The sequence below is a fragment of the Hyphomicrobiales bacterium genome, from assembly GCA_030688605.1.
In the GTDB taxonomy this organism is placed as follows: Bacteria; Pseudomonadota; Alphaproteobacteria; order Rhizobiales; family NORP267; genus JAUYJB01.
On record JAUYJB010000074.1, the window covers coordinates 1 to 22,774 of the forward strand.

At 64.5% G+C, this 22,774-nt stretch carries 23 protein-coding genes; 4 read left to right on the forward strand and 19 right to left on the reverse strand.

Annotated features, from left to right (window positions below; all coding sequences use genetic code 11):
- The coding region (locus Q8P46_08865; GenBank protein MDP2620274.1) for a hypothetical protein at positions 1–224 on the reverse strand (224 nt) is incomplete at its 3' end.
- 582 nt (positions 225–806) lie between these two features.
- On the opposite strand from Q8P46_08865, the gene Q8P46_08870 reads away from it, so the two are divergent.
- Positions 807–1,001 carry a hypothetical protein gene (locus Q8P46_08870; GenBank protein MDP2620275.1) on the forward strand — a complete coding sequence of 65 codons (195 nt, stop codon included), beginning with the start codon at positions 807–809 and terminating at the stop codon, positions 999–1,001.
- 37 nt (positions 1,002–1,038) lie between these two features.
- On the opposite strand, the gene Q8P46_08875 is transcribed toward Q8P46_08870, so the two are convergent.
- Together Q8P46_08875 and mobC are read right to left on the reverse strand one after the other, a co-directional pair.
- Positions 1,039–2,445 (reverse strand): relaxase/mobilization nuclease domain-containing protein, encoded by a 1,407-nt coding sequence (locus Q8P46_08875; protein ID MDP2620276.1) that lies wholly within the window; start codon positions 2,443–2,445, stop codon positions 1,039–1,041.
- Positions 2,445–2,783: a plasmid mobilization relaxosome protein MobC gene (gene mobC, locus Q8P46_08880; protein MDP2620277.1), complete on the reverse strand. Its 339-nt coding sequence runs from the start codon at positions 2,781–2,783 to the stop codon at positions 2,445–2,447. The genes Q8P46_08875 and mobC overlap by 1 nt, the downstream gene beginning before the upstream one ends.
- Before the next feature lie 312 nt (positions 2,784–3,095).
- On the opposite strand from mobC, the gene Q8P46_08885 reads away from it, so the two are divergent.
- Together Q8P46_08885 and Q8P46_08890 are read left to right on the forward strand one after the other, a co-directional pair.
- Complete coding sequence (locus Q8P46_08885) at positions 3,096–6,548, forward strand: type IV secretory system conjugative DNA transfer family protein (GenBank protein ID MDP2620278.1); 3,453 nt, start codon at positions 3,096–3,098, stop codon at positions 6,546–6,548.
- Complete coding sequence (locus Q8P46_08890) at positions 6,545–6,937, forward strand: hypothetical protein (protein ID MDP2620279.1); 393 nt, start codon at positions 6,545–6,547, stop codon at positions 6,935–6,937. The genes Q8P46_08885 and Q8P46_08890 overlap by 4 nt, the downstream gene beginning before the upstream one ends.
- On the opposite strand, the gene Q8P46_08895 is transcribed toward Q8P46_08890, so the two are convergent.
- The 11 genes from Q8P46_08895 to Q8P46_08945 all read right to left on the reverse strand — a co-directional run bounded on the left by Q8P46_08895 (position 6,934) and on the right by Q8P46_08945 (position 14,234).
- Positions 6,934–7,239, reverse strand: coding sequence for a hypothetical protein (locus tag Q8P46_08895; protein MDP2620280.1), 306 nt, complete (start codon positions 7,237–7,239; stop codon positions 6,934–6,936). The two genes, Q8P46_08890 and Q8P46_08895, sit on opposite strands and share 4 nt — an antisense overlap.
- 90 nt (positions 7,240–7,329) lie before the next feature.
- Positions 7,330–7,629 carry a hypothetical protein gene (locus tag Q8P46_08900; protein ID MDP2620281.1) on the reverse strand — a complete coding sequence of 100 codons (300 nt, stop codon included), beginning with the start codon at positions 7,627–7,629 and terminating at the stop codon, positions 7,330–7,332.
- Positions 7,630–8,204: 575 nt separating this feature from the next.
- Positions 8,205–8,462, reverse strand: a complete 258-nt coding sequence (locus tag Q8P46_08905; protein MDP2620282.1) for a hypothetical protein — start codon at positions 8,460–8,462, stop codon at positions 8,205–8,207.
- The gene (locus Q8P46_08910; GenBank protein ID MDP2620283.1) at positions 8,459–9,004 is read right to left on the reverse strand and encodes a hypothetical protein; all 546 of its coding nucleotides are present in this window, start codon (positions 9,002–9,004) and stop codon (positions 8,459–8,461) included. Before Q8P46_08910 ends, Q8P46_08905 begins: the two co-directional genes overlap by 4 nt.
- Complete coding sequence (locus Q8P46_08915) at positions 9,001–9,429, reverse strand: DUF2958 domain-containing protein (protein ID MDP2620284.1); 429 nt, start codon at positions 9,427–9,429, stop codon at positions 9,001–9,003. Before Q8P46_08915 ends, Q8P46_08910 begins: the two co-directional genes overlap by 4 nt.
- A 201-nt stretch (positions 9,430–9,630) precedes the next feature.
- Positions 9,631–11,295 (reverse strand): relaxase, encoded by a 1,665-nt coding sequence (locus tag Q8P46_08920; GenBank protein MDP2620285.1) that lies wholly within the window; start codon positions 11,293–11,295, stop codon positions 9,631–9,633.
- Entirely contained in the window at positions 11,292–11,555 is a 264-nt protein-coding gene (locus Q8P46_08925; GenBank protein ID MDP2620286.1) for a hypothetical protein, read from the reverse strand. The genes Q8P46_08920 and Q8P46_08925 overlap by 4 nt, the downstream gene beginning before the upstream one ends.
- Positions 11,552–11,893 (reverse strand): hypothetical protein, encoded by a 342-nt coding sequence (locus Q8P46_08930; GenBank protein ID MDP2620287.1) that lies wholly within the window; start codon positions 11,891–11,893, stop codon positions 11,552–11,554. The genes Q8P46_08925 and Q8P46_08930 overlap by 4 nt, the downstream gene beginning before the upstream one ends.
- A 775-nt stretch (positions 11,894–12,668) precedes the next feature.
- Entirely contained in the window at positions 12,669–12,869 is a 201-nt protein-coding gene (locus Q8P46_08935; GenBank protein ID MDP2620288.1) for a hypothetical protein, read from the reverse strand.
- Positions 12,870–12,874: 5 nt separating this feature from the next.
- Positions 12,875–13,420 carry an ORF6N domain-containing protein gene (locus tag Q8P46_08940; GenBank protein ID MDP2620289.1) on the reverse strand — a complete coding sequence of 182 codons (546 nt, stop codon included), beginning with the start codon at positions 13,418–13,420 and terminating at the stop codon, positions 12,875–12,877.
- A gap of 526 nt (positions 13,421–13,946) precedes the next feature.
- Positions 13,947–14,234, reverse strand: a complete 288-nt coding sequence (locus Q8P46_08945) for a hypothetical protein (protein MDP2620290.1) — start codon at positions 14,232–14,234, stop codon at positions 13,947–13,949.
- Positions 14,235–14,566: 332 nt separating this feature from the next.
- Here Q8P46_08945 and Q8P46_08950 point away from each other — a divergent pair, with 332 nt between their 5' ends.
- Positions 14,567–15,052: a hypothetical protein gene (locus tag Q8P46_08950; protein ID MDP2620291.1), complete on the forward strand. Its 486-nt coding sequence runs from the start codon at positions 14,567–14,569 to the stop codon at positions 15,050–15,052.
- A gap of 39 nt (positions 15,053–15,091) precedes the next feature.
- Here Q8P46_08950 and Q8P46_08955 read toward each other — a convergent pair whose 3' ends face one another.
- From Q8P46_08955 to Q8P46_08975, 5 genes are all read right to left on the reverse strand, one after another.
- Positions 15,092–15,262 carry a hypothetical protein gene (locus Q8P46_08955; GenBank protein MDP2620292.1) on the reverse strand — a complete coding sequence of 57 codons (171 nt, stop codon included), beginning with the start codon at positions 15,260–15,262 and terminating at the stop codon, positions 15,092–15,094.
- 266 nt (positions 15,263–15,528) lie between these two features.
- Positions 15,529–16,029: a hypothetical protein gene (locus Q8P46_08960; GenBank protein ID MDP2620293.1), complete on the reverse strand. Its 501-nt coding sequence runs from the start codon at positions 16,027–16,029 to the stop codon at positions 15,529–15,531.
- On the reverse strand, positions 16,026–16,958 hold the full coding sequence (locus Q8P46_08965; protein ID MDP2620294.1) for a DUF2493 domain-containing protein: 933 nt from the start codon (positions 16,956–16,958) through the stop codon (positions 16,026–16,028). Before Q8P46_08965 ends, Q8P46_08960 begins: the two co-directional genes overlap by 4 nt.
- Positions 16,959–17,272: 314 nt before the next feature.
- Positions 17,273–18,337, reverse strand: a complete 1,065-nt coding sequence (locus tag Q8P46_08970; GenBank protein MDP2620295.1) for a toprim domain-containing protein — start codon at positions 18,335–18,337, stop codon at positions 17,273–17,275.
- Between the two features lie 10 nt (positions 18,338–18,347).
- A complete protein-coding gene (locus tag Q8P46_08975) occupies positions 18,348–22,733 on the reverse strand; it encodes a strawberry notch family protein (protein MDP2620296.1) in 4,386 nt (1,461 codons plus the stop codon).
- Between the last annotated feature and the right edge of the window lie 41 nt (positions 22,734–22,774).

The following is a 22,774-nucleotide window of genomic DNA, read 5'->3' on the forward strand; positions in this document are numbered from 1 at the left end:
ACGCGCGTGACGGTCACGTCGCCCGAGAGGGATTCGCTGCCGCCGGTGACGGCGACATTGTCAATCTGGCCGGAATCCCCGTAGCCGTCGAAGGTGATCTCGATCCGCTCAATGCCTAGCCCTGTGAGCGCGTCAAAGACCGCCTGCCGGCTCTCGTCATTGGCCTCGCGCAGTCGTTCCTCGCGCTCGCGCCACTGCGCGTTCAATTGTTCGTAGTCGATCATTCGTCCTTCTCCTTTGTTGTGCTGTTTTCGAAGAACGTTCCCCGGCCGGGGCCAGAGCCGGGCCGCGCACCCAACGGGGCAACCGCCGTCACGGCCCTGCGCCAAGGCACTTTGCGCCATCGTGCGAAGCACGAAGGCGGGGCCGCAGGCGGCAGGGGTGGTGCGGACGGCCGGTTGCGCGGCACGGCGGCCACGGCCAACGTTATCGGAACGAAAACAGCCAAAGGAGAAGGGCGGCGTCAGAACAGGGATAGCTGCGCCCCGGCGGGACGCACGCCTGCGCGGCGGAAACTCTTGGCGCCTTCAGGCGGGCGCCTTCCCTTGTCGCCTGCGGGGGGCTTCACGCTTAAGCGGCTTCGCCGCGAAACCCGAACAGACAGAACGCCGCTTCCGTTTCACGGACGGCAGACTGATTTGCGCTCCTTGCGAACATCTTCATTTCTGCGGGCGGTCACGATCGGACCGCCGCTTCCTCCTTGTCTTTCTTCGACCCGCCACGGGGCCTTTGCCCGGTGATTGTGTGTGCGGGTGGGCAGAAAGGCCGCCGATGGCGGGGGCCTCGAAAAAACGAAGGAGGAAACAATGAGATTTATCGCAGGATCACAACTTGTCCGCCGCAGCGATGCCGAACTCGGCGCCCTGCTGCTGGCTTTCAACCAGGCTCTCGCGGCCAGCAAACCGTTTAGCGAGGAATGGAAAGACGCGCGGCTCTCGGTCGATAGCATCCTGTCCGAGCGCAAGCGCCGCGTTCACGCGCCCGCGCCGCAGCCGCTCTGACGCGCCCCCGCGTCCGGCAGCGATGCTGCCGGACGCTTTACTTGTTTTCGGGATCTTCGGGGGGCTTGCGCCGGAGCGAACGGTCACGGCCACGCCCTTCGCGGCCGCGGCCGATGTCATTAGCGTTGTCGCGAAACGCGCCGGACTTTCCGCCGCGCTCTCCAGAACGGTCGCTGTCCACGCCGCGCCCTGCCTTCCGGAATTGATCGCTGACCCCGCCGCCGCCCGGGCGGGTCAGTTCGTCCTTGAGTTTGCTCCTGCGGGCAAGGCGCTTTGCCGCCCTGTCCTTGCGGTAGTCCTGATAGTCGGCGCTGTCTTTGATGCGCCGCGCCGTCTCCTGACTCTGCCGGCTGTGTTCGGCCTTGAGCGTGTCACGCTCAAGGCGTTCGGTCTCGATAAGTGCGGCAAGGTCGCGCTGATACTGCTCGTCGATCTCATTAACGGCCTTTATGTCCGCGGACTTGAACTTCTCGGCTACCTCGGCGCGGTAGCGGCGCTGCCGTTCCTCCAGGGCGCGGGTCTTTTCCTCGCGCTCAAGGGCCGCCTTGTGGGCACGGGACAGGAAGCCGGTGCGGTCCTCGCGGTCGAAGCGGAGCACGCGCTTCTTGTCGCGGGTGAGAAGTTGGTCCAGCCGCTCCTTCGGCGAGTCCAGCTCATAGGCGAGCTTCTGCCGCTCGCGTTCCTGATGTTGATAGATGGCCCGCCAGCGGTGACGGTGCTCGTCGCGGAAAGCGGCCTCGCGCCGCCTGATATGGTCGCGGTGCAGATCGTCGCGGCGCTTCTTCTGCGCCTCGGTAAGACTGCCCTCTTCGCGCTGACGGCGCGCCTGCGATTCATTCACCTGCTGCCGGCGCCAGCGGTAGAAATCGCCAGAGCGGTAGTCGCGGCGGTCCTTGGCCCACTCTCCGTGGCGGCGGCGTTCGTTGTTCTCGACGCGCTGCTCGCACCGGATCAGCCCTTGCCGTTTCTCATAGGCTTCCGCCCAACGGGACAGCTTCAGGTGATCGTTGGACAGCTTCGCCGCGATCCCGGTTTCGGGATGGACGCGGTTGACGATCGCGTGGATATGCGGGTGCGGCTCGTCGCGGTGCGAGACCAGGATGGCCTCGTGCTCGTGCAGGCCGAGCACCTTTAGCGTGTCTTTCGCCGCATCCAGCATTTCGTCCCGCGTGGGGCGCTCGTCCGGCGCCCATGACAGGCTGTAGGTATAGACCGGGTCGCGGAGCCTGCGTCCGCGCATGCTGCCGCCCGCACGCGCCTTGATCTCGTTCTGGTGCGCGGCGGTCCACGCCATACACTTGAACGCCTTGTCGGGATCGCGGGTCGGCAGGTTGAGGGTTTCGGAAAAGGCGACACGCTCGCGGGTGAGCGCGCCCTTGTCGTGCAGGTAGTACTGCGCCGCGCCCTTGAAGCTGCTGCCCTTGCCCGCGACCTTGGGCACCATCAGGAACCGGACCCGTCGATGGTCTCCATCAGGAAGCGCTCGACGGCGGCGACCGTGCTGGCGAGCTCGGGCGGAGCGCTGCCCGTACTGTGATAGAGCTTAACGAGCTGATTGAGATTGACGCCGATGCGGCGAAGCTGGTCGAAGGCGGCGTGGTCAAGCCCGCGGCCCTGCCTGATGACGATCCGGCCGTTCAGGACGAGATGGCGGGCATAGCCCGACACGGTGTTGCCGGAGGCCGCCGCGCGCTGCGCGATCAGCGCGTGTTCGGCGGGGCGGACGGTGAAGCGCACCACCTCGCTGCGGCGTTCATGGGGCTGCTTGCGGGGCCTGGCCATACGCGCCCTCCGCTACAGCGAAAGGCGCGGCATTGCCCGGTACGCGGCGCTTTTCGCTTGGTCCCCCGCGAAAAGGCGCCCTCGTGATTCGCACAGCCCGGCGCAGCCGCAAGAGGTTTTTATGGCATAAAAACATATCTCGCTACCCTGCTGGCGCAGGGTCAAGCACAAGCCGCTTCGTTTGGTGAATCGCAGGCCGTTAACATAAGCGTAACCCTGAGCTTTCCCGCGTCAATGGTTGCGTTTACTATCTGTTCGGCCCGAAAATCTCCGGCGTGTCATGGCGACGGCCAGGTGTTGGAGGACCATGCCATGACCCCTGCCTTCGCATTCCTGTTCGTTTTCGGGCTGGTCTATGGCGCGGCCAAATTTTTCGGAGAACTTGTCCCGCCGGTTGCGGGGCTGTTTTACATCGTGACGGCGGCGACGCTGGTGGTTGCCTTGCTGGTTTCGGACCAGACCAGCGGACAGTCATCGCCGGTCGGTTTCTACCGGCGCGTCAGCGGAACGGTGATCGAACTGGGCACGTTTCTCGCCCTTTCGTTTCTGTTTCTGATACCGGTTGCATCCATCGTTTTCGCCATCTTCGGTTATCCCTTCCCCGCGCTGTTCGGCCTGACCTCGACCACGTCTTTCGCTGTCGTCATGACGCCCGTTTTCCTGGTGCTCGGGCTCTGGGCCTATCCCTGGCTGACCACCCGGTTTGCCATCTGGACGAAGGGCCTGCGGCGTCTGTTCCGTTTCGTCAGATTTGGCCGCGGCGGTTCTGCGCAATTCGCGGGGTTTCTCGATGAATGGGCGAGCCCCGCTCGGCCGGGGTCGCTGCTGCTCGGCAAGTCGCTTTTCAGCTCGCCCGGCTATGACCGCAAGGTCGGCTTTAATGACGATCGCGGCTTCCTGACTATCGCGACATCGCGCACCGGCAAGGGGCGAAGCGCGATCATACCCAACCTTCTGACCTGGCCGGGGTCGGCGCTCGTCATCGATCCGAAGGGAACCAACGCGGCTGTCACCGCCGCACGGCGTGGGTTCGGCGGCGGACGGGTCACGAGCTTTCTCGGCCAATCGGTCTATGTAGTCGACCCGTTCGACATCGTGCCCGGAGAGGACTCCGTTTTTTACAATCCGCTGCATATGATCGACCCGGAGAGCGATACGGTCGCGGAGGATATCGGGCTGATCGCGGACGCGCTTGTCGTGCCGGACACGGAAGGCGACACGCACTGGTCGGAAGGCGCGCAGCAGATCCTTGCCGGCCTCATCGCGCATCTCGTGACCACGGATGGCGACCTGAAAGCGTCGCTCACCGACCTGCGCGACATCGTCAATATGGACCGCGACTCGTTCGATGCGATTTTAGAATCGATGAGCGGGAACTACGAAGCCGCGGGTCTGGCTGCGGGCGCCGCTGCGCTGGTCCTGAACGCCGGACCGAACGAGCGCGGCTCGCTGATGACGACGGTGCTGCGCAATACGGCCTGGCTCGATAGCGAAGCCATTCGCAGGGTGCTTGGAACTTCCCGGACTTCGTTCGACCTGCGCGATATCAAGCGCAAACCGATGACCGTCTATGTCGTGCTGCCGCCGTACCTGCTGGAAGAACACAAGCGCTTCATGCGGCTGTTCGTGAATCTTTCGATCCGCGCCATGTCTGTCGGGCCGAAGCCGAAGCATCCGGTGCTGTTCCTGCTCGACGAGTTTTTCAGCCTCGGCAAGCTAAGCCAGATGGAAAAGGCGGCGGGCCTGCTGGCGGGCTACGGCCTCAAGCTCTGGCCTGTCGTCCAGAATATCGGGCAGCTCAAACAGCTCTATCCGAAGAACTGGCTAACCTTCATCGCCAACACCGGCGCGGTGCAGATATTCGGGGTGAATGATCGCGAGACGGCCGACGAGATCGTGCAGATGCTCGGCAAGATGGCCCGCATGGAAAAAGTCGGTGACCGCATGAACCGTGTCATCGCCAATCTGCGCGAGGGACCCGAGGTCGGACAGGACCTGTCACGCGAGACGGGCCGCCAGATCATCCTGCGCAGCGGCGACGATCCGATGCTGCTCGGCAGGATCGACTACGACAAGACCTATCCGCTCAACTGGTACAATCCCGATCCTGACCATTCCGGACCGGGAAAGATGCAGGCCTTGCGGGACTGGCTCCAGCGCCGCAAGGACCGCGCGATGCCCGCCTACTATCGCGCAGCCTCGTGGCTGGCCGGAATGAGGAAGCAATACGAGAGGCAGGTAAATCTCGCGCGAAAAGCCGAGAAGGCGCAGAAGCGGCTCGCCGATCCCGATCGTTGGGGACAAATCGAGGGCTTGCTCGCAAAGGACGCAAGCAGCCGTGAAAGGGAGCCCGAGATCAAGGCGGTCAGGGAGGCGCGGGAGCGCGTGGCGAAGAAGGCGGGGCCAAAACCCGACACAAAGGCGGAGCGGCGACCCCCACGGCGGGCGAAACGGAAATCCGGCAAGGGCAGTGCAATGGAGGAGCTGGAGACGCTGATCGGGCTCGACGCCGTCAAGAAGCAGGTGCGCAGCGTCGTCGCGGAAATCAAGCGCGACGAGTTGCGACGCGAGCACGGCCTGCCGGTGACACCGGTTTCAAGGCATCTTGTCTTCACCGGCAACCCCGGCACCGGCAAGACCACGGTCGCCCGTATTGTCGGGAGTGTTTACAAGGAGCTCGGGCTTCTCAAGAAGGGCCACCTGGTAGAAGTGTCGCGCAAGGACCTTGCCGGAGAGACTTGGGGCTCCGGCATGGGCAAGACCGACGCTGCGATCAAGAAGGCGCTGGACGGAATCCTTTTCATAGACGAAGCCTATTCGCTGCATCTCGGCCATACGACGAGGCACGGTGATCCGCTTGGCGAGGAAGTGATCACGACGCTGCTTGCCGCAATGGAGAACCATCGCGCCCGGCTGATCGTGATTGCCGCCGGCTACGGCGACGACATGCAGCGCTTCATCGACGCCAATGCCGGACTCGCGTCGCGATTCAAGACCTTCATCGATTTCCCGGACTACGACGAAAAGGCCCTGCGCGCGATATTCGAGCAAATGGCCGGGAGTGCCGGCTACGTCTTGACCGACGAAGCCTCCGCGAAAGCCACAATCTTGATGCGCTCGCTCGATGCGCAGAAAGGGAAGGGTTTCGGCAACGGGCGTGCGGTCCGCAATATTCTCGAGCAGGTGCTTTCGAAGCAGGCGGAGCGCCTGTCCACAATGGACGGACTGACCAAGGACGATCTCGTCACTCTGGAAGCGGACGACATCCCCGATGCACCGGAGGGGTCGGGAAGGGATGATGCCGGAGAAGAGAGCGGAGGAGAGAAAAGGGAGCCGCCGCATGAGAAAAAAGTCGCGGACGGCACGCCCGCCAGGCCGAAGGCGGCCAAACGGTCGCCAAGGCAGCTTCCGGTTCCTGCCGCCGCGCCGCTGCCCGCGGACGAACCGGATTTCGACGGCATGGATATTTTCGAGCTGACCGAGGCCCTGAAAGAAATCGGGGCCGAACAGGAAAGCCTGACGGAAAGAGAGCGGGCGGAGATGGAAGCCCTTCATCGAGAGCGCGAGAATCGGTTGACCGGAGATCCCGAGAACAGAAGGGCGATCGAGCGGGAATTCATCCGCCGGGAATTGGCACTCATTAAAGAGCACCAGCGGGTTGCGGAGGTCTTCCGGGCGAAACTCGATCGCGTCCGCGGAGCAAAGGCAATGCAGGCGCCGCAACCACACCCCGCGGACAGTGATAGCGAGACGACCAAGCCATGACTGACAAAGACCGAACGCTCACGCTGACGCTACCGCGCGCCCTCCACGAATATCTGGAACGCGAGTGCGATCCGGAGATCGGCCAGCCGGCGACGCCCGAAGCGCTGATCGTGGAGGTCCTTGAAGCCTATCGCGACCACAATCTTGGCAAGTTCGACGACCGGCCGATCGACGATCCGGGTGGCTATGAAGGCATGATGCTCACGCTGCCGACCGCCTGCGAGCGCTGGTTTGATGCTGCCGCGAAAAGCGGTCGCATCACGGGCGGTGCCGAGCTGATGGATTTTCTTGGTGCGCTGGTCGTCGAGGGTATCCGCCGCCGCGATCCGGATTTCCGTACGCCCGGCAGGTTCGAATGGGAGTCGGACGTTCCCTACGGGACGGACTAGACGCCGTGCTCGTCGGCGGCGCTCTCATAGGGGTAAAGCGTCCATTCGCCCTTCGGATCGATGACGACTTCCTCGCCGTTCTCATCGACCATTGTGAGATAGAGCGTCGCCCATTTGGCGCGGCAGTCGTCATAGGGTTTGAGCTTGCGGGCGATGTCGTAAAGTCCCTGTTGCAGCTCCTGCATCGACAAGGGCGCGCCGTCCTTGCCGCGCAGCCTGATTTTCAGCGAGGTGTTGTCGATCTTGTCCGGTGTCTTCTTCGATGCCTGTCTTTTCGGCCTCTTGCCGTAGGGTCGTGTCATCGAAACAGCGTAGCGGACCGCTGAATCCGCACAAAGAAAATGCGCCCGCAGGGGCGCATTTTGGTGAGGATAAGAAGGTAGTGGGCGCGGTTACGCGCCCACCTCCTCGGTTTCGTCTTCCGCGGCGCTCTCGTCGGCGGTGTCGCCGTCGTCCGCGGCTTCGACTTCCTCGCCCTCTTCGCGGGGCGGCAGGAGAACGATGCGGCCGTCGAAATCGACCGGAAGCACGTTCAGAAAGAGCGTCAGGCCCTCGCCGTTCTTGTGCTCCCAAACCGCCCCGAGGCGGGTCCAGAACTTCCTGCCGCGGCCACGGTCCTCGACGTGGTAGGCGATCAGCTTCGGCGGGTTGGTGTCGCGCTGCTTGCGGTTATTGGTTTGTTTCGTGCTCATTGTCTTAGTCCTTTCTGTTTGGGTTGGCTCGTAACGCCCTTCGAAATGACCGTGCGGAGAAGCGGACGGTTCAAGTCAGGCGGCGGGGATTGGGGTATCGCCCGTCCTGCACAAGCCTTGGCGCGGAAGGATGGGGAACCCGCCGCCTCCCCGAAGGGGTCGACTGGAACCGGCCGCGCGCATGGTCATCTTGGCGTATCGATTGAGCCGACCCGGACACGGAGAAGGACGGACATCGAAGGGGCACGAAAGCAGGCAAACCGGCCGCAAGATTTTTTGGCGCGTGCCCGCCCGCAAAGCGAATTGATTGTCGCCACGTCACAGTGAGGCCGTGGCTGCGGCAAGTTGCAATGATGTCCCGCCGCGGCGGCATGTCAGGGAAGCCCGAAGACAAACGGATGGCCGTGACGGACCTGTGAACAGCCTGCTACCGGCCACGACGGTTTGCGCTCCGATCAATTCCTGCTGCCGGGATTGAGGGTGCAGGCAGACCGGCGCCGTGACACCCGGCGGCATTCAAACCGTGGCGCGCACGGTGCGGAAGACGAAAGAGGTGAATTGATCTGGCGGCGTGGCTACCACGCCGCGCCCTGTGCCTCGTACCAGTCGGGCCAGGAGATCGTCAGGAAGCGGCAGCGGCGCACGTCATAGAGCAGTGTTGCGTCGTAGGGATTGAAACGGGTGACATAGAGGGCGTCCGGCGCAGCGCCGGCCTCCTCGCCCCGGGCTTCGTCAAGAAACAGCGTGCCGATATAAAGGCCGCGTGTTGCCGCGCAGGCGTAGGCCAGCCGTAGTTCGGCGGCCATGAGACGGGTGGATTGGTGCGCGGTCATGGCGCACCTGCCTTTGCCAGACAGGCGGCGGCCGATGCCGATTGCTCCCGCACATGGTCGAGGCCCAGAAAGCCCCAGCACGAGTCGAGTTCGCAGCCTTCGCCGTCGCACAGCACGTAGCCGTAGCACTCGCCGTTGGCCCAGTCCGTATAGGTCTCGGCGACGCCCTGCGCGTACGCGGCCAGCTTGTCGCCGGACTCGTTGCCGTTGCCCCAATGGGCGCGGCGCAATGCGATGATGCCGACGCGGCCTGAATCCCACGGGCAGTGGAACGGGTTGCTGTAACCGGTGCGGTAGACCGTGCCGCCGTGATCGTAGAGGAACAGCGGGATCGTGAACCACTCGTCCGCGTTCTCGTATTCCCACGCGGCAAGCTCGCCCGGATCGCGCCCGCATTCGCCGCCCGACGGGTCGATATAGCGGCGGTGCAGGACGACGATGCGCACGGCATCGTCGTTAGCGAAAGGCCGTTCCGCGAAATCATCGTGAAAGATGTTCGCGCTCAAGCCGTGATCGAATGCGATGGTTTCGACGGGGGTCATGACGCACCCCCTTGCGCTTGCTGCGCCTCGCGCTGCGCCTTGGCGGCGCGTTCGAGGGATTCGCGATCCTCGACGATGTGCTCGGCTTCCCATGCCGCGCGGGCATAGACAGAAATCGTGAAGCTGGGCGCAAAGTGCAGGTCGCGCTCGACCGGCAAGCCGAGCGCACCGCGCAAGGCTTCGAGCTCGCACAGGTAAACGCTGCCAAGCTCCGGAAAGCCCATGCCGAGATCGCACAGCCCGAAGGCGATATCGGGATAGTCCGGATCGACTTCCGTCAGAATCCAGGTTCCGGCCCCGTCGGGCATAAACAGCTTCACGACGGGAATGAAGTCGGCGTCGGCCTCGCCCTCTTCGTCCAGCTTGCGGCGGATTTCGCCGTTCTGAAGCAGCCTGCGCTGCAAGTCCTTGGTCAGTAGTTTCATAGTCCTCTCCTTTTCGTTGGTTTTGCGAATGGAGAGGACCAGCCGGGCAGCGCCGTCCCTGTCACCGACGCAATAGCGGCGGGAAACCCCTTGCGGGTTGACCGGGGCGGCGGGCGCGGCTACGCGCGCACAATCACGCAAAACCGACGGGAGAGGACCGCGTAACGAACCGACGGGCTGACGACCCGGCTGCTGCACGGCTCACCCCGCGCCCGGCCAGGCCGGAAAGTCCGGTTGTCCGGTATGCCCGCCCGGATTGTCACGGGCGGTTTCATCGTCGGCCACGAAGCTGACATTGACGACCGGTTCGGTGATGTCGGCAGCGTTTTGCCGGAAAGCGCCGTAGTCCCGGTGAAAGCCGATTGTGGCGTTGATCTTGGGAGGGAGCGTGTCGGCCGGCTCTTGGCGGGGGCGTGCCGCGGCTGTGATGTCGGCGGCGTTCTCAAGGACAATGGCGTAGAAATTGGAAGCGGAGCGCTTGCCGATGTCGGCGGCGTTTTGCGCGAACAAATCCGAATCCGGGCCTAATCTCGCGCTGGCCCGATAGGAGGCGGACATTGCGGCCGGGCGGGCCGGTTGCAGATCGTCCGTGTCGGTGTCGCCGTAGGCGCCGAAGCGCTGCGAGAAAGTCCGGGACTCGCGACGCTCCAACCGGTCGAGCGCGGCATAGCGGCGGCGCAATTCCGCGGCTTCGTTGTCATGCCGGCGGCGCAGACCTTCCATGAGCGCCCGGTGCTGCTCGTCCATCGTGCGCTGCCGCCGCTTTTCGTAATATTCGATGAGCTGGCGGATGACCGCGATCTTCCTGAGATAGAGGGCGAGCCCCGTCGCCATCCAGTGACGGCGGGCGATCCTGTGCTCTTTCTCCGCCTTGATGTGCGCGAGCAGCACCTTCCGCTCGTGCATCTGGCGGATCTTCATCTGTTGCCAGAGAAGATCGAGCGCGGCGCGGCGCTTGCGCTGAATGGCCCGTAGCCGCTCGTGCGCTTCTTTCGCCTGCGCCTTTTTCTTGTCATCGGCGCGGGCCGCATCCTGCTGCGCGGCGGCGCGCTGGAGCATCAGCACCTTCGCGCGGGAGGCGGGCGGAAGAAGCGAGAGGGTCAATCCCTCAAGCCTCAATTTCACATCCTTCGTCGTCGCTCCGTCGATCTGGCGCGCCAGGCTGTGGACGTGACCGGCGATATCGACGACGACGAACACGCGCTTGTCGCCGCGCGCGAGCATGAAGCCTGCCGCCTCAAGCGCGTTCACGAAGGCATCGCCGCTATCGGAATTACGGTAGCAATCGGTGATGATGCGGCGGCGCTCGTCCCGCGACAGGCCGGAGGCCGCTTCCATCGCTTTCTCGGCGCGGGTCGGCTGCGGCGGATCGTTGAAGCGCTCTGCGCCGCGGTCATTGGCAAGGCCAGGCGGCAGCTCAACGCCGAATTCAGCGGCCAACTCGCGGGCGCAGCGGCGGAGCTTCTGGCGGTCGTGCGAGAGCTGGATCGCCTTCATCGCCCTGGTGTCGATGCGCGACCAGACGACATGGCAATGCTCGCGGGGGTTTCCCGATTTGTCTAGCTTGACGTGAAAAACGACAATGCGCGGCTGCCCCGTAAGATCGAGGCGCTTTTCGATATGGGCGAGCGCCTGCGCGTATTGCAGGCGGCTCAGGGGCTCAGGCGGATTGATGAAACAGGCATAGACGCCTTCCCGCGCCCTGGTTCCGGCAGTGACCGCATCGAACTCGGCGAGCGCGCCGTCAATGTCGGTCGCGATGGTTCCGGTGGTTTCGACCAGTTCGACGGACTCGTTATCAGCGGCGTTCTGCAAGTGCGCGGCAAGCCAGCGCGTATTGCCGGTTTGCAGCCCGCCGATGATCATGATGCCGTCTCATCTGATGTCAGCGCACCTGACATGAGATCGTGGGCGGCCTCGCGCATCGCCTGCGCCAGCAGAGCGGCGAAATCGTCTTCGGCCGCGGGGTCAAAGCGCACGGTCGCGACGGCGAGGCACTGGAGAAGCACGGCAACCTTGCCGGGACAGGCGCCGTCCTCAAGCGCGCCGATGACCAAATCGGCGGCCGGGGCCAGGACGCGCACGGTGAGTTCAAGGTCGGCGATCAACTTCGGGTCCGGCATCATGGCGCGCGCCCCAACGATTGGAAGAGGACGATCCGGTACTCGTTGATGCTGTTCATCGTGATCTCGGCGAGATCGGGATCGACCAGGTGCGCCGCGTCCCGAAAGGCGGTGGTCGCTTCGCCCATGACGGCGATGAGATGGGATGTGAGCTGTTGATCGACGGTCGGCTTGCGGCCTGCGGCGGGGGCCGGCATGATCAGGCTGGATTGGCGCATGTACGAAGCGACTGTGAGACCGACGATGTCGGCGTTGACGACGACAAGCGCATCTTCGAACGGCGTATATCGCACCGTGCGCTTGACGTTGCGCTGCCGCTTCTTGTTCTTCTGATCTGGCATCGGCTTTCCTTTCTTGTTTTTTCTTGGGGCCAATCCAATGCGGCCCGTGAGCTTGGTCGTGTCCCGGCGGCGAAACGCCGGTCATGGGGTTGCAACAAGCCGCCGTAGGTGGCGGCCATGCCGCACGCGCTGAATGCGCTTCGCGGCGTGGGGGGAGAGCGAAGTCTCCCCTTGCTCGATGGTCCGGGAGAGCGAAATCATCCCGGTCGCAGTGCAGCGGGCGAAACCGCTGCGCGATGGGTCGAGGGAGAGCTGCAAATCTCCCCGTCAGGTTTCCAAAGGGCGCGAAGGCTCTTGGTCGTGATGCAGCGGCGAAACGCTGCGCTCGTCCGCAACAGGCTCGATGCCGTCTTGCGGACGACAAGCCGGGGGTGAAACGGGGGCCGGCGTCCTTTGTCCGCGTCATTGCGGCAAAGGCTCGCGTAAGCGGGTGAGGTCCCCTCAAGATGTGCGTGGCATGTTAACCTATGGTTAACGTTCGGGAGTCCACGCACATCTTGTATTCATCCTAAGCACTATTTTTATTATTCATAATACTACTAAAGATTGTGTTAACGTAAGTCCACTAATGACTTAGGGTTATTTGTATTGGCAAGATTAGTGGTGCCCGCCGCCAGGTTTGCTGGTTGCCGAAACGGAGGTTGGGGGCTGGGGGATTTATTCGCTCGCTTCGACTTTGGAGTGGGGGAACGGCTCGCGCCGTCCACCGGACGCCGCTCGCCGTTACTGCGTTAGAAAGGATGGGACTTGCGCGGAGGGCCGGTGCCGCCGTCCGTCACTCGCCCGAGCGGTCCTTGAACTTTTCGGCTCTCATCAGAAGGGACAGTTCGGCCGGGTAGTCGCTGTCCAGGATCGCTTCCATGTCGTGAACGTCGTTCCGGTTCTGCCGGATGGACGGCTTCTTGCCGTCCTGCGCGATGAATTCCCAAAGGGCTTTGGCGATCAGATAGTTCTTGCGGCGCTCGTTTATTTCCATGGTGCCTATCGCTGTTCGGCGTCGTTGTCGCCGTGGTGGATGTAGCCGATGGGCTTCTCTTGCGGGACGGGCGGCGGTTCCATGAGGCTGCGGATAGCGTCGAAGACGGCCTTGAAGCGGGCGTCGTATTTCTGCTCGATCTCATCAATGCGGAGCGCAAGCTCCTTGTGAGAGGCCATCGCCTCGCGCATACGCACGAAAGTGCGCATGATGGCAATATTGACCCGCGCGGCCTGCTTGCTGCGCAGGACACTGGAGAGCATCAGGATGCCGTGCTCGGTAAAGACCCAGGGAATCTTTCGGCGTCCGCCGTGCCCTGAACTTGAAATCACATTCTGTGATATCAAGAATTGGAATTCTTCACTTGTCAGTTGAAATGCAAAATCTTCGGGGAATCGATCCTTATTGCGGCCCATGGCTTGATTCAGGGCGGCGGTCGTAACTTTATACAGCGCGGCCAAATCGCTATCGAGCATGACGTTGTGGCCGCGGATGACATGGATACGGCGCTCAATCATAGCCTCGGGAATTATTTTTACTGACTTGTTCATAACTTCATCGTTGCAAAGTGGCGAACGTCGGCAAAGAAAAACGCCCCTGACGGAGCGTTTTTCGTGTGGATAAGACGAAGGTTTGAAACAGGTCTATTCGGTCGCTTCGGCGTGGGGCTCTTCGTCCGACTCGCAGTCGGCGTCCGCGTCGTCGGACAGATCGTCGTAGCCGTCGTCATCGTCCTCGATGACAGCATCATCTTCATGCTCGGCGATGCGCAGCGGCTCGGGGAGCCAGCCCGTAGCGTGTGGTCCATCTGGCGCTCTGCGCTGGTGTGGCTAAATCGATCAGAGTCAGGGCTCCGGCCGTCGCCTTGGGTCAGAAGCGCACCCGAGGCATCCACGCACCATCGAAAGGTAGGCGGTCGGCTTGAGGGGGCCAGCCCACCGGCCAACCCTCCAGGGCTTCGAGGGGCGTTTGGGAACCGGTCACAGCTTGTGACCGGTCTTGCGCGGCTTGCGCAAAAAAACCGGTCGCGCCGGATGGGCGCGACCGGCTGAGAGCGCCTGTGCGCCCTTACTCGCTTCAGAACGGGATTTCGTCGTCCGCGGGATCGGCGGCCGTGTCCGCCTGCCCGACCTCGTCCTCATCCTGCTCCTTGGGCGGCATCAGGACGATGCGACCGTCGAAATCGATGGGCAGCACGTTGACGAAGATCGTCAAGCCCTCGCCGCTCTTGTGCGTCCAGGCACCGCCGAGGCGCGTCCAGAACTTGCGGCCGCGGCCCTGATCGGAAACGTGGTAGGCAACGAAGGCCGGCGGGTTGGACTTGCGGGCGTTGCCCGTGCTGGTGCGGTTCTGAGTCTGTGTCATGGTCTTTCTCCTTTGCTGGGTGTTGCTCGACACGCCCACAGATTGACCGGGAGAATGAGCGGCCGGTTCAGGCCAGACGCAGGGGCGGGGTATCTCCCGGCCTGCAGCGCAGCGAAGGTTGGGGACACCCCGGCGTCTCCCCGAAGGGGTCGGCTTGAACCGGACGCGCGCCCGGTCATTGATGGCGTGATCAGTCGAGGGACACCGGCAAAAAGAGGGAAAGCGGCACAGCCGGATTTCCGCACACGGGCGGACTCGCATTCGACCCGGTGGTAAGTTACGCCCTGCCAAAGGGACCGCGTAGTGGTCGGTCCCCGGAGAAGGAAGATGCGTTGGCCTTCGCGCTCGGTGACATTCAGGGCTGGCGTGACGGCCTTTCCTGCACGCCGACCGCGCTCGCTGCTGTCACTGGGAAGACGCCGGATGAGATCGGGGCGCTGCTGCGGCGGGCGGCGAAGATCTATGGGCGCGAGATTCCGGCCCAGCCCCGGGCGGACTACGACATCAACGACTGGCTGAAAGCGATAAGGCTATTGGGAGGCGATTGGGTTCAGGCAGAGAAATTCGACGACAGACCGTTCGGGGCGCGCCCAACCATCGATGAGTGGATGGCGGACCACGTCGGCGCCGACCTTGAACTCGCCTTCTGCGATGACGATGGCGAGATGGGCCACGTATTCGGGACCATAGAAGGCGACGTTGTCGACACCTATACCGGCGGCAGGCGCGTCCCCTTCGACAAGGTTCCAGCCGAATATCGCATGCTGCGAGTCAAGCGAACGTTCCTGGTGTTTGCTGCCGAGGATGGCGATACCTGAAAAAGCAAGGCGGCGCGAACGCCGCCTGCTTCGCCAGCATCACGCTGCATATGGGTCATAAACGTAGATGACTGTGGCGGGGTCGCCGTCGAATTCGGCGGAAGGGACGGCCCCGTATCCGAGCTCTCCCTTGAAGAGGATGACGCAGACCATGAGGGTCGTGGCGAGATCGAAGGCGACTTGCTGCGCGAGTTCGAGATTGTGCGACATTTTCTGGCTCCCGTTCTTTCGGGCGGGGACCATTCCCCGCTGAACAGGCGCCCGGTGGCTCCGGGACGGACCGCAATCACCCTGAAGGCGGTAGCCGGAAGGGCCGCACGCGCAAGGCGTAGCGGACCCCCAATTTTCAATTGAGCGGGTTGATGGCCATAGGTCCGGCGCGGAGCCAAGGATCAGCGACAGGTGGAGGGGAATGACCACCGGCCCCCTTCCGGGAGCCAGAGTCGCGGTAAATCGCGTCCGGCCGGAATGTCCGGCTAACGACGAAGCAGCGCGCGCAGGTCGGCGGGGTCTCCGAGAACGAAGAACCGCCTGTCCGGGGCAAGATAGACCAGCACGCGCTTCCGCAGGCCGAGCAGTTCGCGCATGTTGGCGAGCGAGCCGGCGCTGCGGCCATCCCACAGGACGAAGCCGTAGTCGGCTTCCCCCGCCATCGCTTTGTCTTTCTGCGTGTAAAACGCCCGGCCTTTGACGGAGGGATCGACGCGAATGCGCGTCACCTGCCATGCGCCGACATTGTTGCGGCAGCGCGCGCCGGCGCAGAAGACGGTGACGTCGCGGTGTTCCGCACGGGCCAGATAAGCCTGCACCGCCGCGTCGGCGCCGTGAGCATCGCCGATCACGACGGGCATGCCCTGCGTCACGATGTTCGCAAGCCGCTGCGCCACCGGCGCATCGAGCTGCGCGATCGACCGTGACCCGGAGACGAAAACGGTCGCTCCCGGGACAAGCGTTGTGGTGTGTGCGGCGGCGCTCATGACGCACCTCCGCACCGCCAGACCGGGATGCCGAGGTGCCTGGCCTTGTCGGCAAGGTTTTCGGTGATGCCCGATCCGGGGAAGACGATCAGGCCCTTGGGCATCGTCGCCAGAAGGGCATCGTTGCGCTTGAAGGGCGCGGCTTTGGCGTGGCGTGTCCAGTCCGGCTTGAAGACAAGCTGCGGGACCTTGCGCTTGTCGGCCCAGCAGGCGGCGATACGCTCGGCGCCCTTCGGGCTGCCGCCATGCAGGAGCACCATATCGGCGTGCTTGCCGTGGGTGCGGTCGAGTGCATCCCAGATCGCGCGGTGGTCGTTGCAATCGAGCCCGCCGGCGAAGGCGATGCGCGTGCCTTCCGGCAGCAGGATTTCCGTCTCGGAACGGCGCTTCGCGGCGATGTAATCGCGACTGTCCACGACGGCGGCAGTGAGCGCCTTGTGATTGACCTTCGAGCCCGCGCGCGGGAACCAGATTGATCCGGTGTGCAGATCGAAGAGTTCGGCAGCGTGATCGCGCATGAATTCGAACGCGTTGCGGCGCTCGATATTGGTGATCCCTTCGGCGATCAGCCGTTCCAGCTCGACGGAGCGGATTTCGGAGCCGTCCTGCTCATCCTGGCTGCGGCGCTGGCGGTCCTCGTTGTCGTCGAGATCGCGCTGCGCGCGGTCTGCGGCGCGGTGGAAGAGATTGACCGTTCCCCAGAGCAGGTTCTCGAGATCGGGTTCCAGGCGCGTGTCGCCAAGGGTTGCGACGAGCGCGTCGAAGATGTCGATGAGCGCGGTGTGCACGGCTTGCTCGTCCGGCAAGGGGCGGGCATCCGGCTCGTCCTGATGTGGGCGGTAGCCGTAGAGCTGAAGCTCCGCGATGACCGCGGCGGTGGAAGAGCGTTCGTGGTGCGGCTCGAATGCCGCATCGTCTGAGTGAGTCATGACCGTGAGTCCTTTCGTTGCTGACCGGCCGCGACCGTCGCGGCCTTTCCGGCGAACTACCGGCGGCACGCGGCCGGGTCCGCACCCAAGCGCAGCGCAGTGGCCGGAACGCAGTGGAGGATGGGGGGCAAGAGGTTTCTTGGTGCGCGAGGAAGCGGGCGGCGTGAGCCGCCCGCGGGGAAGAAACCGCGCCGCCCGCCATTGCGGTCCCGGACGCCCTGCCGCCAGATCGCCTCTAAAAGGAAAGGCACGCAGGCGCGGCTTTAGGCCAGCCGCAAAGGCCTGGATCAGGTCTGCATCAGATAAGGGAAGCGTCAGATGAGGAAGCGTGCGGCATCGCCCGGCGCAAGCTGCCGGAGGAGGCACAGACGCAGGGAATCCGGTCCGCTGCGGCGCAGGTCGTCGTTGAAGTCGCCGAAGCCGGGACGCAGCGCCAGCACCTCGATGCCCGCCTCAATGGCGCGATGGCTCAGCCGTTCCGTTCCGGCCCGGCCGGCACCGTCGCTGTCGGCGGCGATATAGAGCCGCCTCAGATGGCGCGGAAACGTCAGTGCGCCGAGATGGGCTGCGGAAAGCCCGGCGATCATCGGCATGGACGGCATCAGAGTGCGCAGCGCGAGCATGGTCTCGATGCCTTCGCCTGCCACGATGATGTCGGCTGGTGTTTCCGCCTCGAAACCGAAGCGGACGCCGTGCCCGAGCAGGGCGCCCATCGCGCGGCGCGGGGTGGCGACGTTCGCCTTGCCGGTCCCGCCGGGCGCGAGCCAGGTGCGATGAACGCCCATGATGCGGCCGTCCTCATCGGTAACGGCGGCGATCAATGCCGGCAGGGCGTGTGTGATGCCGCTCTCGTCGCGGTAATAGCAGGCGGGATGGAAGCGCAGCGCGGATGTGCCACGCAGGTCCGTGATCCCGCGCCGGCGCAGATAGGCTTCGGCTGCCGTGCCGATAATCGGGCGCGACATGGCGAAGAGCCGCCTTGCGGCGGCAATCCGGTCTTCGGGGGAAGGCGCTTTGCGCCGCCACGGCGGGCCGCTCTCCGGCAGGGTCGGCCGGGGCAGGCAAAGAAACCGGCGGGCTTCATCCGCCACATCCCGGAATGAAGCGAGGCCGCAGCATTCGCGGATGAGATCGAGCAGGTCGCCGTGATCGCCGGTCGCAGCGTCGGTCCACTTACCGGCAGCGCCGCTTGTCGATCCTGGGGCGCGCTCCTGCCCGTGCAGCCTGACAAAGAGCGAGCGCCCCGGATTATTAGCGGTATCGCCGACAAGCCAGTAGCGCCCTTCGCGCCTTCCGTTGGAGAGATAATGCCGGCAGACGGTTTCGGCGTTGCGGGCGAGCGCGCGCGCGAGGTCGCCGGCCGAGTCATGTTTGGTCATGACCGTGTCCTCACGCCGCCGCGCGATCGGCAATGCCGGTCAGGGGATGGCGATCCATGAGCCTGCCGAGAATGACCGGGCCGCTGCCGCCCACCGGCACGAAGAAGCGCAGCTTCCAGGAGATGATCTCGTGCATGAGACCCATGGCGGTGAGGCGGTCGCGCATGCCGGGGGTGAAGCCGGTCAGCTCGATGCGGTGATCGTTCATCACGCGGACGCGGCGGAGTTGCAGGCCGTCGGCAAGTTGCACGACGCTCTTGCCGTCGATGAGCAATTGCCACGTTTCGTCGGGCGAAAAATCCGGCACGTCGTCGAGGCCGAGATTACGGCACAGCGCCCCTAACGTAGCCGGGGACACCAGCCGCCCGACGATGCGCTCGCCGTCATCGGTCTGGAGCCGGTAGACGCGGCAGTTCTCATCCGGTAGCCGCCGCCAAATCGGCAGCAGCAGTCCCGTGGCGATGTGAAGCGTGCTGTCGGTAAATTCCGGCAGCGTGGCGATCTCGTCCTGCCAGGCTTTCGCGAATTGATCGCGATCGGCTTCCTGCCACAGCGTCTCGGCCAGCGCCGCTTTGGCGAAGGCGTGCTGCTCCATCGGACGCAGCAGCCGGACGCGCCGCTCGATCGAGCCGTCATCGAGCATCAGGCTTGGCGCCGGGACTTCGAGCGCGGCACGGCGTGAGCGCTCGTTGAGCAGAAGCCGCGCATTCCCGGCATCGGCGCGGGCCATTGCCTCAGCCAGCGTGACCGGGCGGTTCCAGTCGCGTCGCGCGAGGGTGAAGATGCGGGTTTCCGCGCCGCTCAAGGGATGGGTGTAAACCGTGCGCCGCTCCTTCACGCTCAAACTGTCGGCGGCAAGCGTCTCAAGACCACGGTCGTAGATCCCGGCCGCGATCGCGCCTTCGATCCGCGCGCTCAAGAGCTGCTCGAACACCTCGAACAGGCTGTTCTGCATGGCGATGGTCAGCGCCAGCATGCGGTTCAGGAACGTGGTGATCGGCGGCAGCTCTTCGCGCAAAGTGCCGTCGCTATCCGTCAGCCGCAGGCCGGTCGACTCCTCGAATGCGCCGAGCGAGCAGCACTCGACCTTCCCGGCGTAGAGCAGCGCGTAGAGCTGGCGGAGCGCATCGCGCGCATAAGCGGATTCGAGATTGTCGTCGGCGCGGAACAGCCCTTGCCCGCCGGTCTGGCGCTGGCCCTTGGTGATGGCGCCGAGCGTGTCCAGACGCCGCGCGATGGTCGAGAGAAAGCGCTTCTCGCCTTTGACGTCGGTCGCCACCGGCCGGAACAAGGGCGGCTGCGCCTGGTTGGTGCGGTTCGAGCGGCCAAGGCCCTGAATGGCGGTGTCCGCCTTCCAGCCGGCCTCCAGCATGTAATGCACCCGAAGCCGCCGGTTCCGTGCATCGAGATCGGCGTGGTAGGAGCGCCCGGTGCCGCCGGCGTCGGAGAAGACGAGGATGCGCTTCTCGTCGTCCTGGAATGCCTGCGCTTCGGCGAGGTTGGCCGAGCCCGCGCGGTTCTGCACCGCCAGACGATCGACGCCGTCCGATCCCACCTTCCGCACGATACGGCGCGAACGGCCGGTGACTTCCGCGACCTGGTCCGTGCCGAAGCGGTGGATGATCTGGTCGAGCGCCCCCGGCACCGGCGGCAGCGAAGCCAGATGCGCGATCAGATCGTCACGGCGCTCCACAGCCTCCCGGCACTGAACCGGCTGGCCGTCGCGGACGAGGGGGCGCGAGCAGATATTGCCCTCCTCGTCGGAGAATTCCTCGAAGAGCTGCGTCGGGAACGAGTGCTGAAGGTAGTCCAGCACATATTCGCGCGGGGTGATGTCGACCTGAACGTCGTTCCACTCCTCGGTCGGAATCTCCGCAAGCCGCCGCTCCATCAGCGCTTCGCCGGTCGAGACGATCTGGATGACGGCAGAATGACCGTCCTCGAGATCGCGCTCGATGCTCGCGATCAGGGTCGGCGTTTTCATGCTGGTGATCAGATGCGAGAAGAAGCGCTGCTTGGAGGATTCGAAAGCCGAACGCGCGGCAGATTTCGCCTGCTTGTTCAGCGTGCCGGATGCGCCGGTGATGTTCGCGGCTTCCATCGCTGCGTCGAGATTGTTGTGGATGACCTGGAAGGCGCCTGCATAGGCGTCGTAGATGGCGATCTGCTCATGCGTGAGCGTGTGCAGGGTCAACTCGTATTCGACGCCCTCGTAAGAAAGCGAGCGCGCGGCGTAGAGGCCGAGCGCCTTGAGGTCGCGGGCGAGCACTTCCATCGCGGCGACGCCGCCGGCCTCGATCGCCTGCACGAACTCGGGCCGCGTGGCGAACGGGAAGTCCTCCCCGCCCCAAAGGCCGAGCCTTTGGGCATAGGCAAGATTCTGCACCGCCGTCGCGCCGGTCGCCGAGACATAGACGATGCGGGCGTTCGGCATCGCGTGCTGAAGCCGCAGACCCGCCTTGCCCTGCTGCGAGGCGGCCTGGTCGCCGCGCTCGCCCTTGCCGCCCGCGGCATTGGCCATCGCGTGCGCCTCATCGAAGATGATGACGCCGTCGAAATCGCGCCCGAGCCATTCGACGATCTGGCTGACGCGCGAGGCTTTCCCCTCACGCTCCTGCGAGCGGATGGTCGCATAGGTCGTAAACAGGATGCCCTCATCAAGCTTGATCTTCGTGCCCTGCCGGAAGCGCGAGAGCGGCGTGACCAGCAGCCGCTCCTGCCCGAGCGCCGACCAGTCGCGCTGCGCGTCGGCGATCAGCTTGTCGGATTTCGAGATCCAGAGCGCCCGGCGGCGGCCCTTGAGCCAGTTATCTAACAGGATGCCGGCGGCCTGACGGCCCTTGCCCGCGCCGGTGCCGTCGCCGAGGAACCAGCCGCGCCGGAAGCGCAGGGCGCTTTCGGCATCGTCGGGCGCGGCGGAGACATTGTCGAAACTCTCATCAACCGTCCATGATCCGGCGAGATGGCCGGAATGCGCTTCGCCCGCGTAGATCACGCTCTCAAGCTGCGCGTCGGACAATAGGCCGCTAGCTACGAGTCCGGACGGCAGATGCGGGCGGTAGGACGGTCTGGGCGGGGCGACCGAGGCCATCGCCGCCGATTGCACGAGTGCCGTCGGGTGCGGCTGCGCGTCCGGGATGCGGATCGATTGAAGGCTGTATCCTTCGTAAATCGATTCCGTGAGCCGTCCGCCTTCGGCGGGGTGCCACTCGCAAGTTTCGTAGGCGAGTTCGATCGCATCGAGCGCTGGCGCTACCGGCATTGCCGGAGCCGTCACCGAACGAAACGCGCCGTTTCGTTGCGCGTCACTTCGCCCGGCAGACGGCGCCCGTGGCGCAATGCCGCCCGATGCCGTGCAGGGCGCGCGTGGCGGGACGTCCCGTTCGACCCAGCCGAGCAGCGTCGCAACGTCGTCGGCCTTACCCGGCGATGCCGGAAAGACATCCGCATGATCGGCCGGGACACGGTCGATCACGGTGAGGCGCGTATCGACGCTGGTGCCGTGCCTTGCATAGACGCGCCCGTCGATGGCGGCGGAGAAGAGGACGCGTCCGCGTTCCTGAATTCGGATGAAGGCATCGCGCCAGGACGGGTTCTCGGGCGAGAAATTCGCGCCGGTGATCGCGACGAGCCGGCCGCCCTCGGCAAGGCGTGCGAGCGCCGAGGAGACATGCCGCAGGGCGGCGTCAGCCACGCGTCCCTCAACCTTCGCCCCGGCAGAGAAAGGCGGGTTCATCAGGACGACGGACGGACGAAAATCCGCACCGAGATGGTCGTCGATATGCGCCGCGTCATGGCCGGTGACGCAAGCGCCGGGAAAGGCGAGGCCGAGAAGCGCTGCGCGCGTGTCCGCAAGCTCGTTGAGCGCGAGACTTGCACCTGCAAGCTCGGCGTGGATGGCGAGAAGGCCGGTGCCGGCGGACGGCTCGACAACAAAATCGCCCGGAGACAATCCGGCCGCATGAGCGGCGACGAAAGCGAGGGGAATCGGGGTGGAGAGTTGCTGGAGCGCCTGGCTCTCGGCCGAGCGCTTGGTGTGCGTCGGCAGGAGCGTCGCGAGTTTCTCCAGCATCGTGCACATCGCCGCCGGGGTTCCGGCGCGGCGCTGCATGGCGGCGCCGAATTTGCGCAGGAACAAAACCTGCGCGATCTCGCAGGCGTCGTAGGCGTCCTTCCAGTTCCAGAAACCCTGCGCGTCGGTGCCGCCGAAGGCCTCAAGCATGGCGGCGCGCAGCGCGCCTGCTTCGAGGCGCGATCCGGATTCAAGGGCGGAAAGGATTGCCCCGGCGGCCGCGAATATAGCCGGGGCGCGATCGGGCGGTGCGGAGGAATGAAGGGGGGAAGACGCAGAAACGGAAACGGCCGCAAGCGCGGCCGCGGATGTCAGTATGGTCATGATGGAAAGTCCTTGCGGAGAGCGGATGAAAGGGCCGAGCC

Coding starts and splice junctions, on each gene's coding strand:
- Q8P46_08915 (MDP2620284.1), bottom strand. CDS start 9,429: ATGAAACTACTGACCAAGGACTTGCAGCGCAGGCTGCTTCAGAACGGC.
- Q8P46_08960 (MDP2620293.1), bottom strand. CDS start 16,029: ATGAGCGCCGCCGCACACACCACAACGCTTGTCCCGGGAGCGACCGTT.
- Q8P46_08905 (MDP2620282.1), bottom strand. CDS start 8,462: ATGACCGCGCACCAATCCACCCGTCTCATGGCCGCCGAACTACGGCTG.
- Q8P46_08930 (MDP2620287.1), bottom strand. CDS start 11,893: ATGCCAGATCAGAAGAACAAGAAGCGGCAGCGCAACGTCAAGCGCACG.
- Q8P46_08870 (MDP2620275.1), top strand. CDS start 807: ATGAGATTTATCGCAGGATCACAACTTGTCCGCCGCAGCGATGCCGAA.
- Q8P46_08920 (MDP2620285.1), bottom strand. CDS start 11,295: ATGATCATCGGCGGGCTGCAAACCGGCAATACGCGCTGGCTTGCCGCG.
- Q8P46_08925 (MDP2620286.1), bottom strand. CDS start 11,555: ATGATGCCGGACCCGAAGTTGATCGCCGACCTTGAACTCACCGTGCGC.
- Q8P46_08970 (MDP2620295.1), bottom strand. CDS start 18,337: ATGACCAAACATGACTCGGCCGGCGACCTCGCGCGCGCGCTCGCCCGC.
- Q8P46_08885 (MDP2620278.1), top strand. CDS start 3,096: ATGACCCCTGCCTTCGCATTCCTGTTCGTTTTCGGGCTGGTCTATGGC.
- Q8P46_08940 (MDP2620289.1), bottom strand. CDS start 13,420: ATGAACAAGTCAGTAAAAATAATTCCCGAGGCTATGATTGAGCGCCGT.
- mobC (MDP2620277.1), bottom strand. CDS start 2,783: ATGGCCAGGCCCCGCAAGCAGCCCCATGAACGCCGCAGCGAGGTGGTG.
- Q8P46_08975 (MDP2620296.1), bottom strand. CDS start 22,733: ATGACCATACTGACATCCGCGGCCGCGCTTGCGGCCGTTTCCGTTTCT.
- Q8P46_08875 (MDP2620276.1), bottom strand. CDS start 2,445: ATGGTGCCCAAGGTCGCGGGCAAGGGCAGCAGCTTCAAGGGCGCGGCG.
- Q8P46_08890 (MDP2620279.1), top strand. CDS start 6,545: ATGACTGACAAAGACCGAACGCTCACGCTGACGCTACCGCGCGCCCTC.
- Q8P46_08910 (MDP2620283.1), bottom strand. CDS start 9,004: ATGACCCCCGTCGAAACCATCGCATTCGATCACGGCTTGAGCGCGAAC.
- Q8P46_08895 (MDP2620280.1), bottom strand. CDS start 7,239: ATGACACGACCCTACGGCAAGAGGCCGAAAAGACAGGCATCGAAGAAG.
- Q8P46_08935 (MDP2620288.1), bottom strand. CDS start 12,869: ATGGAAATAAACGAGCGCCGCAAGAACTATCTGATCGCCAAAGCCCTT.
- Q8P46_08900 (MDP2620281.1), bottom strand. CDS start 7,629: ATGAGCACGAAACAAACCAATAACCGCAAGCAGCGCGACACCAACCCG.
- Q8P46_08955 (MDP2620292.1), bottom strand. CDS start 15,262: ATGTCGCACAATCTCGAACTCGCGCAGCAAGTCGCCTTCGATCTCGCC.
- Q8P46_08965 (MDP2620294.1), bottom strand. CDS start 16,958: ATGACTCACTCAGACGATGCGGCATTCGAGCCGCACCACGAACGCTCT.
- Q8P46_08945 (MDP2620290.1), bottom strand. CDS start 14,234: ATGACACAGACTCAGAACCGCACCAGCACGGGCAACGCCCGCAAGTCC.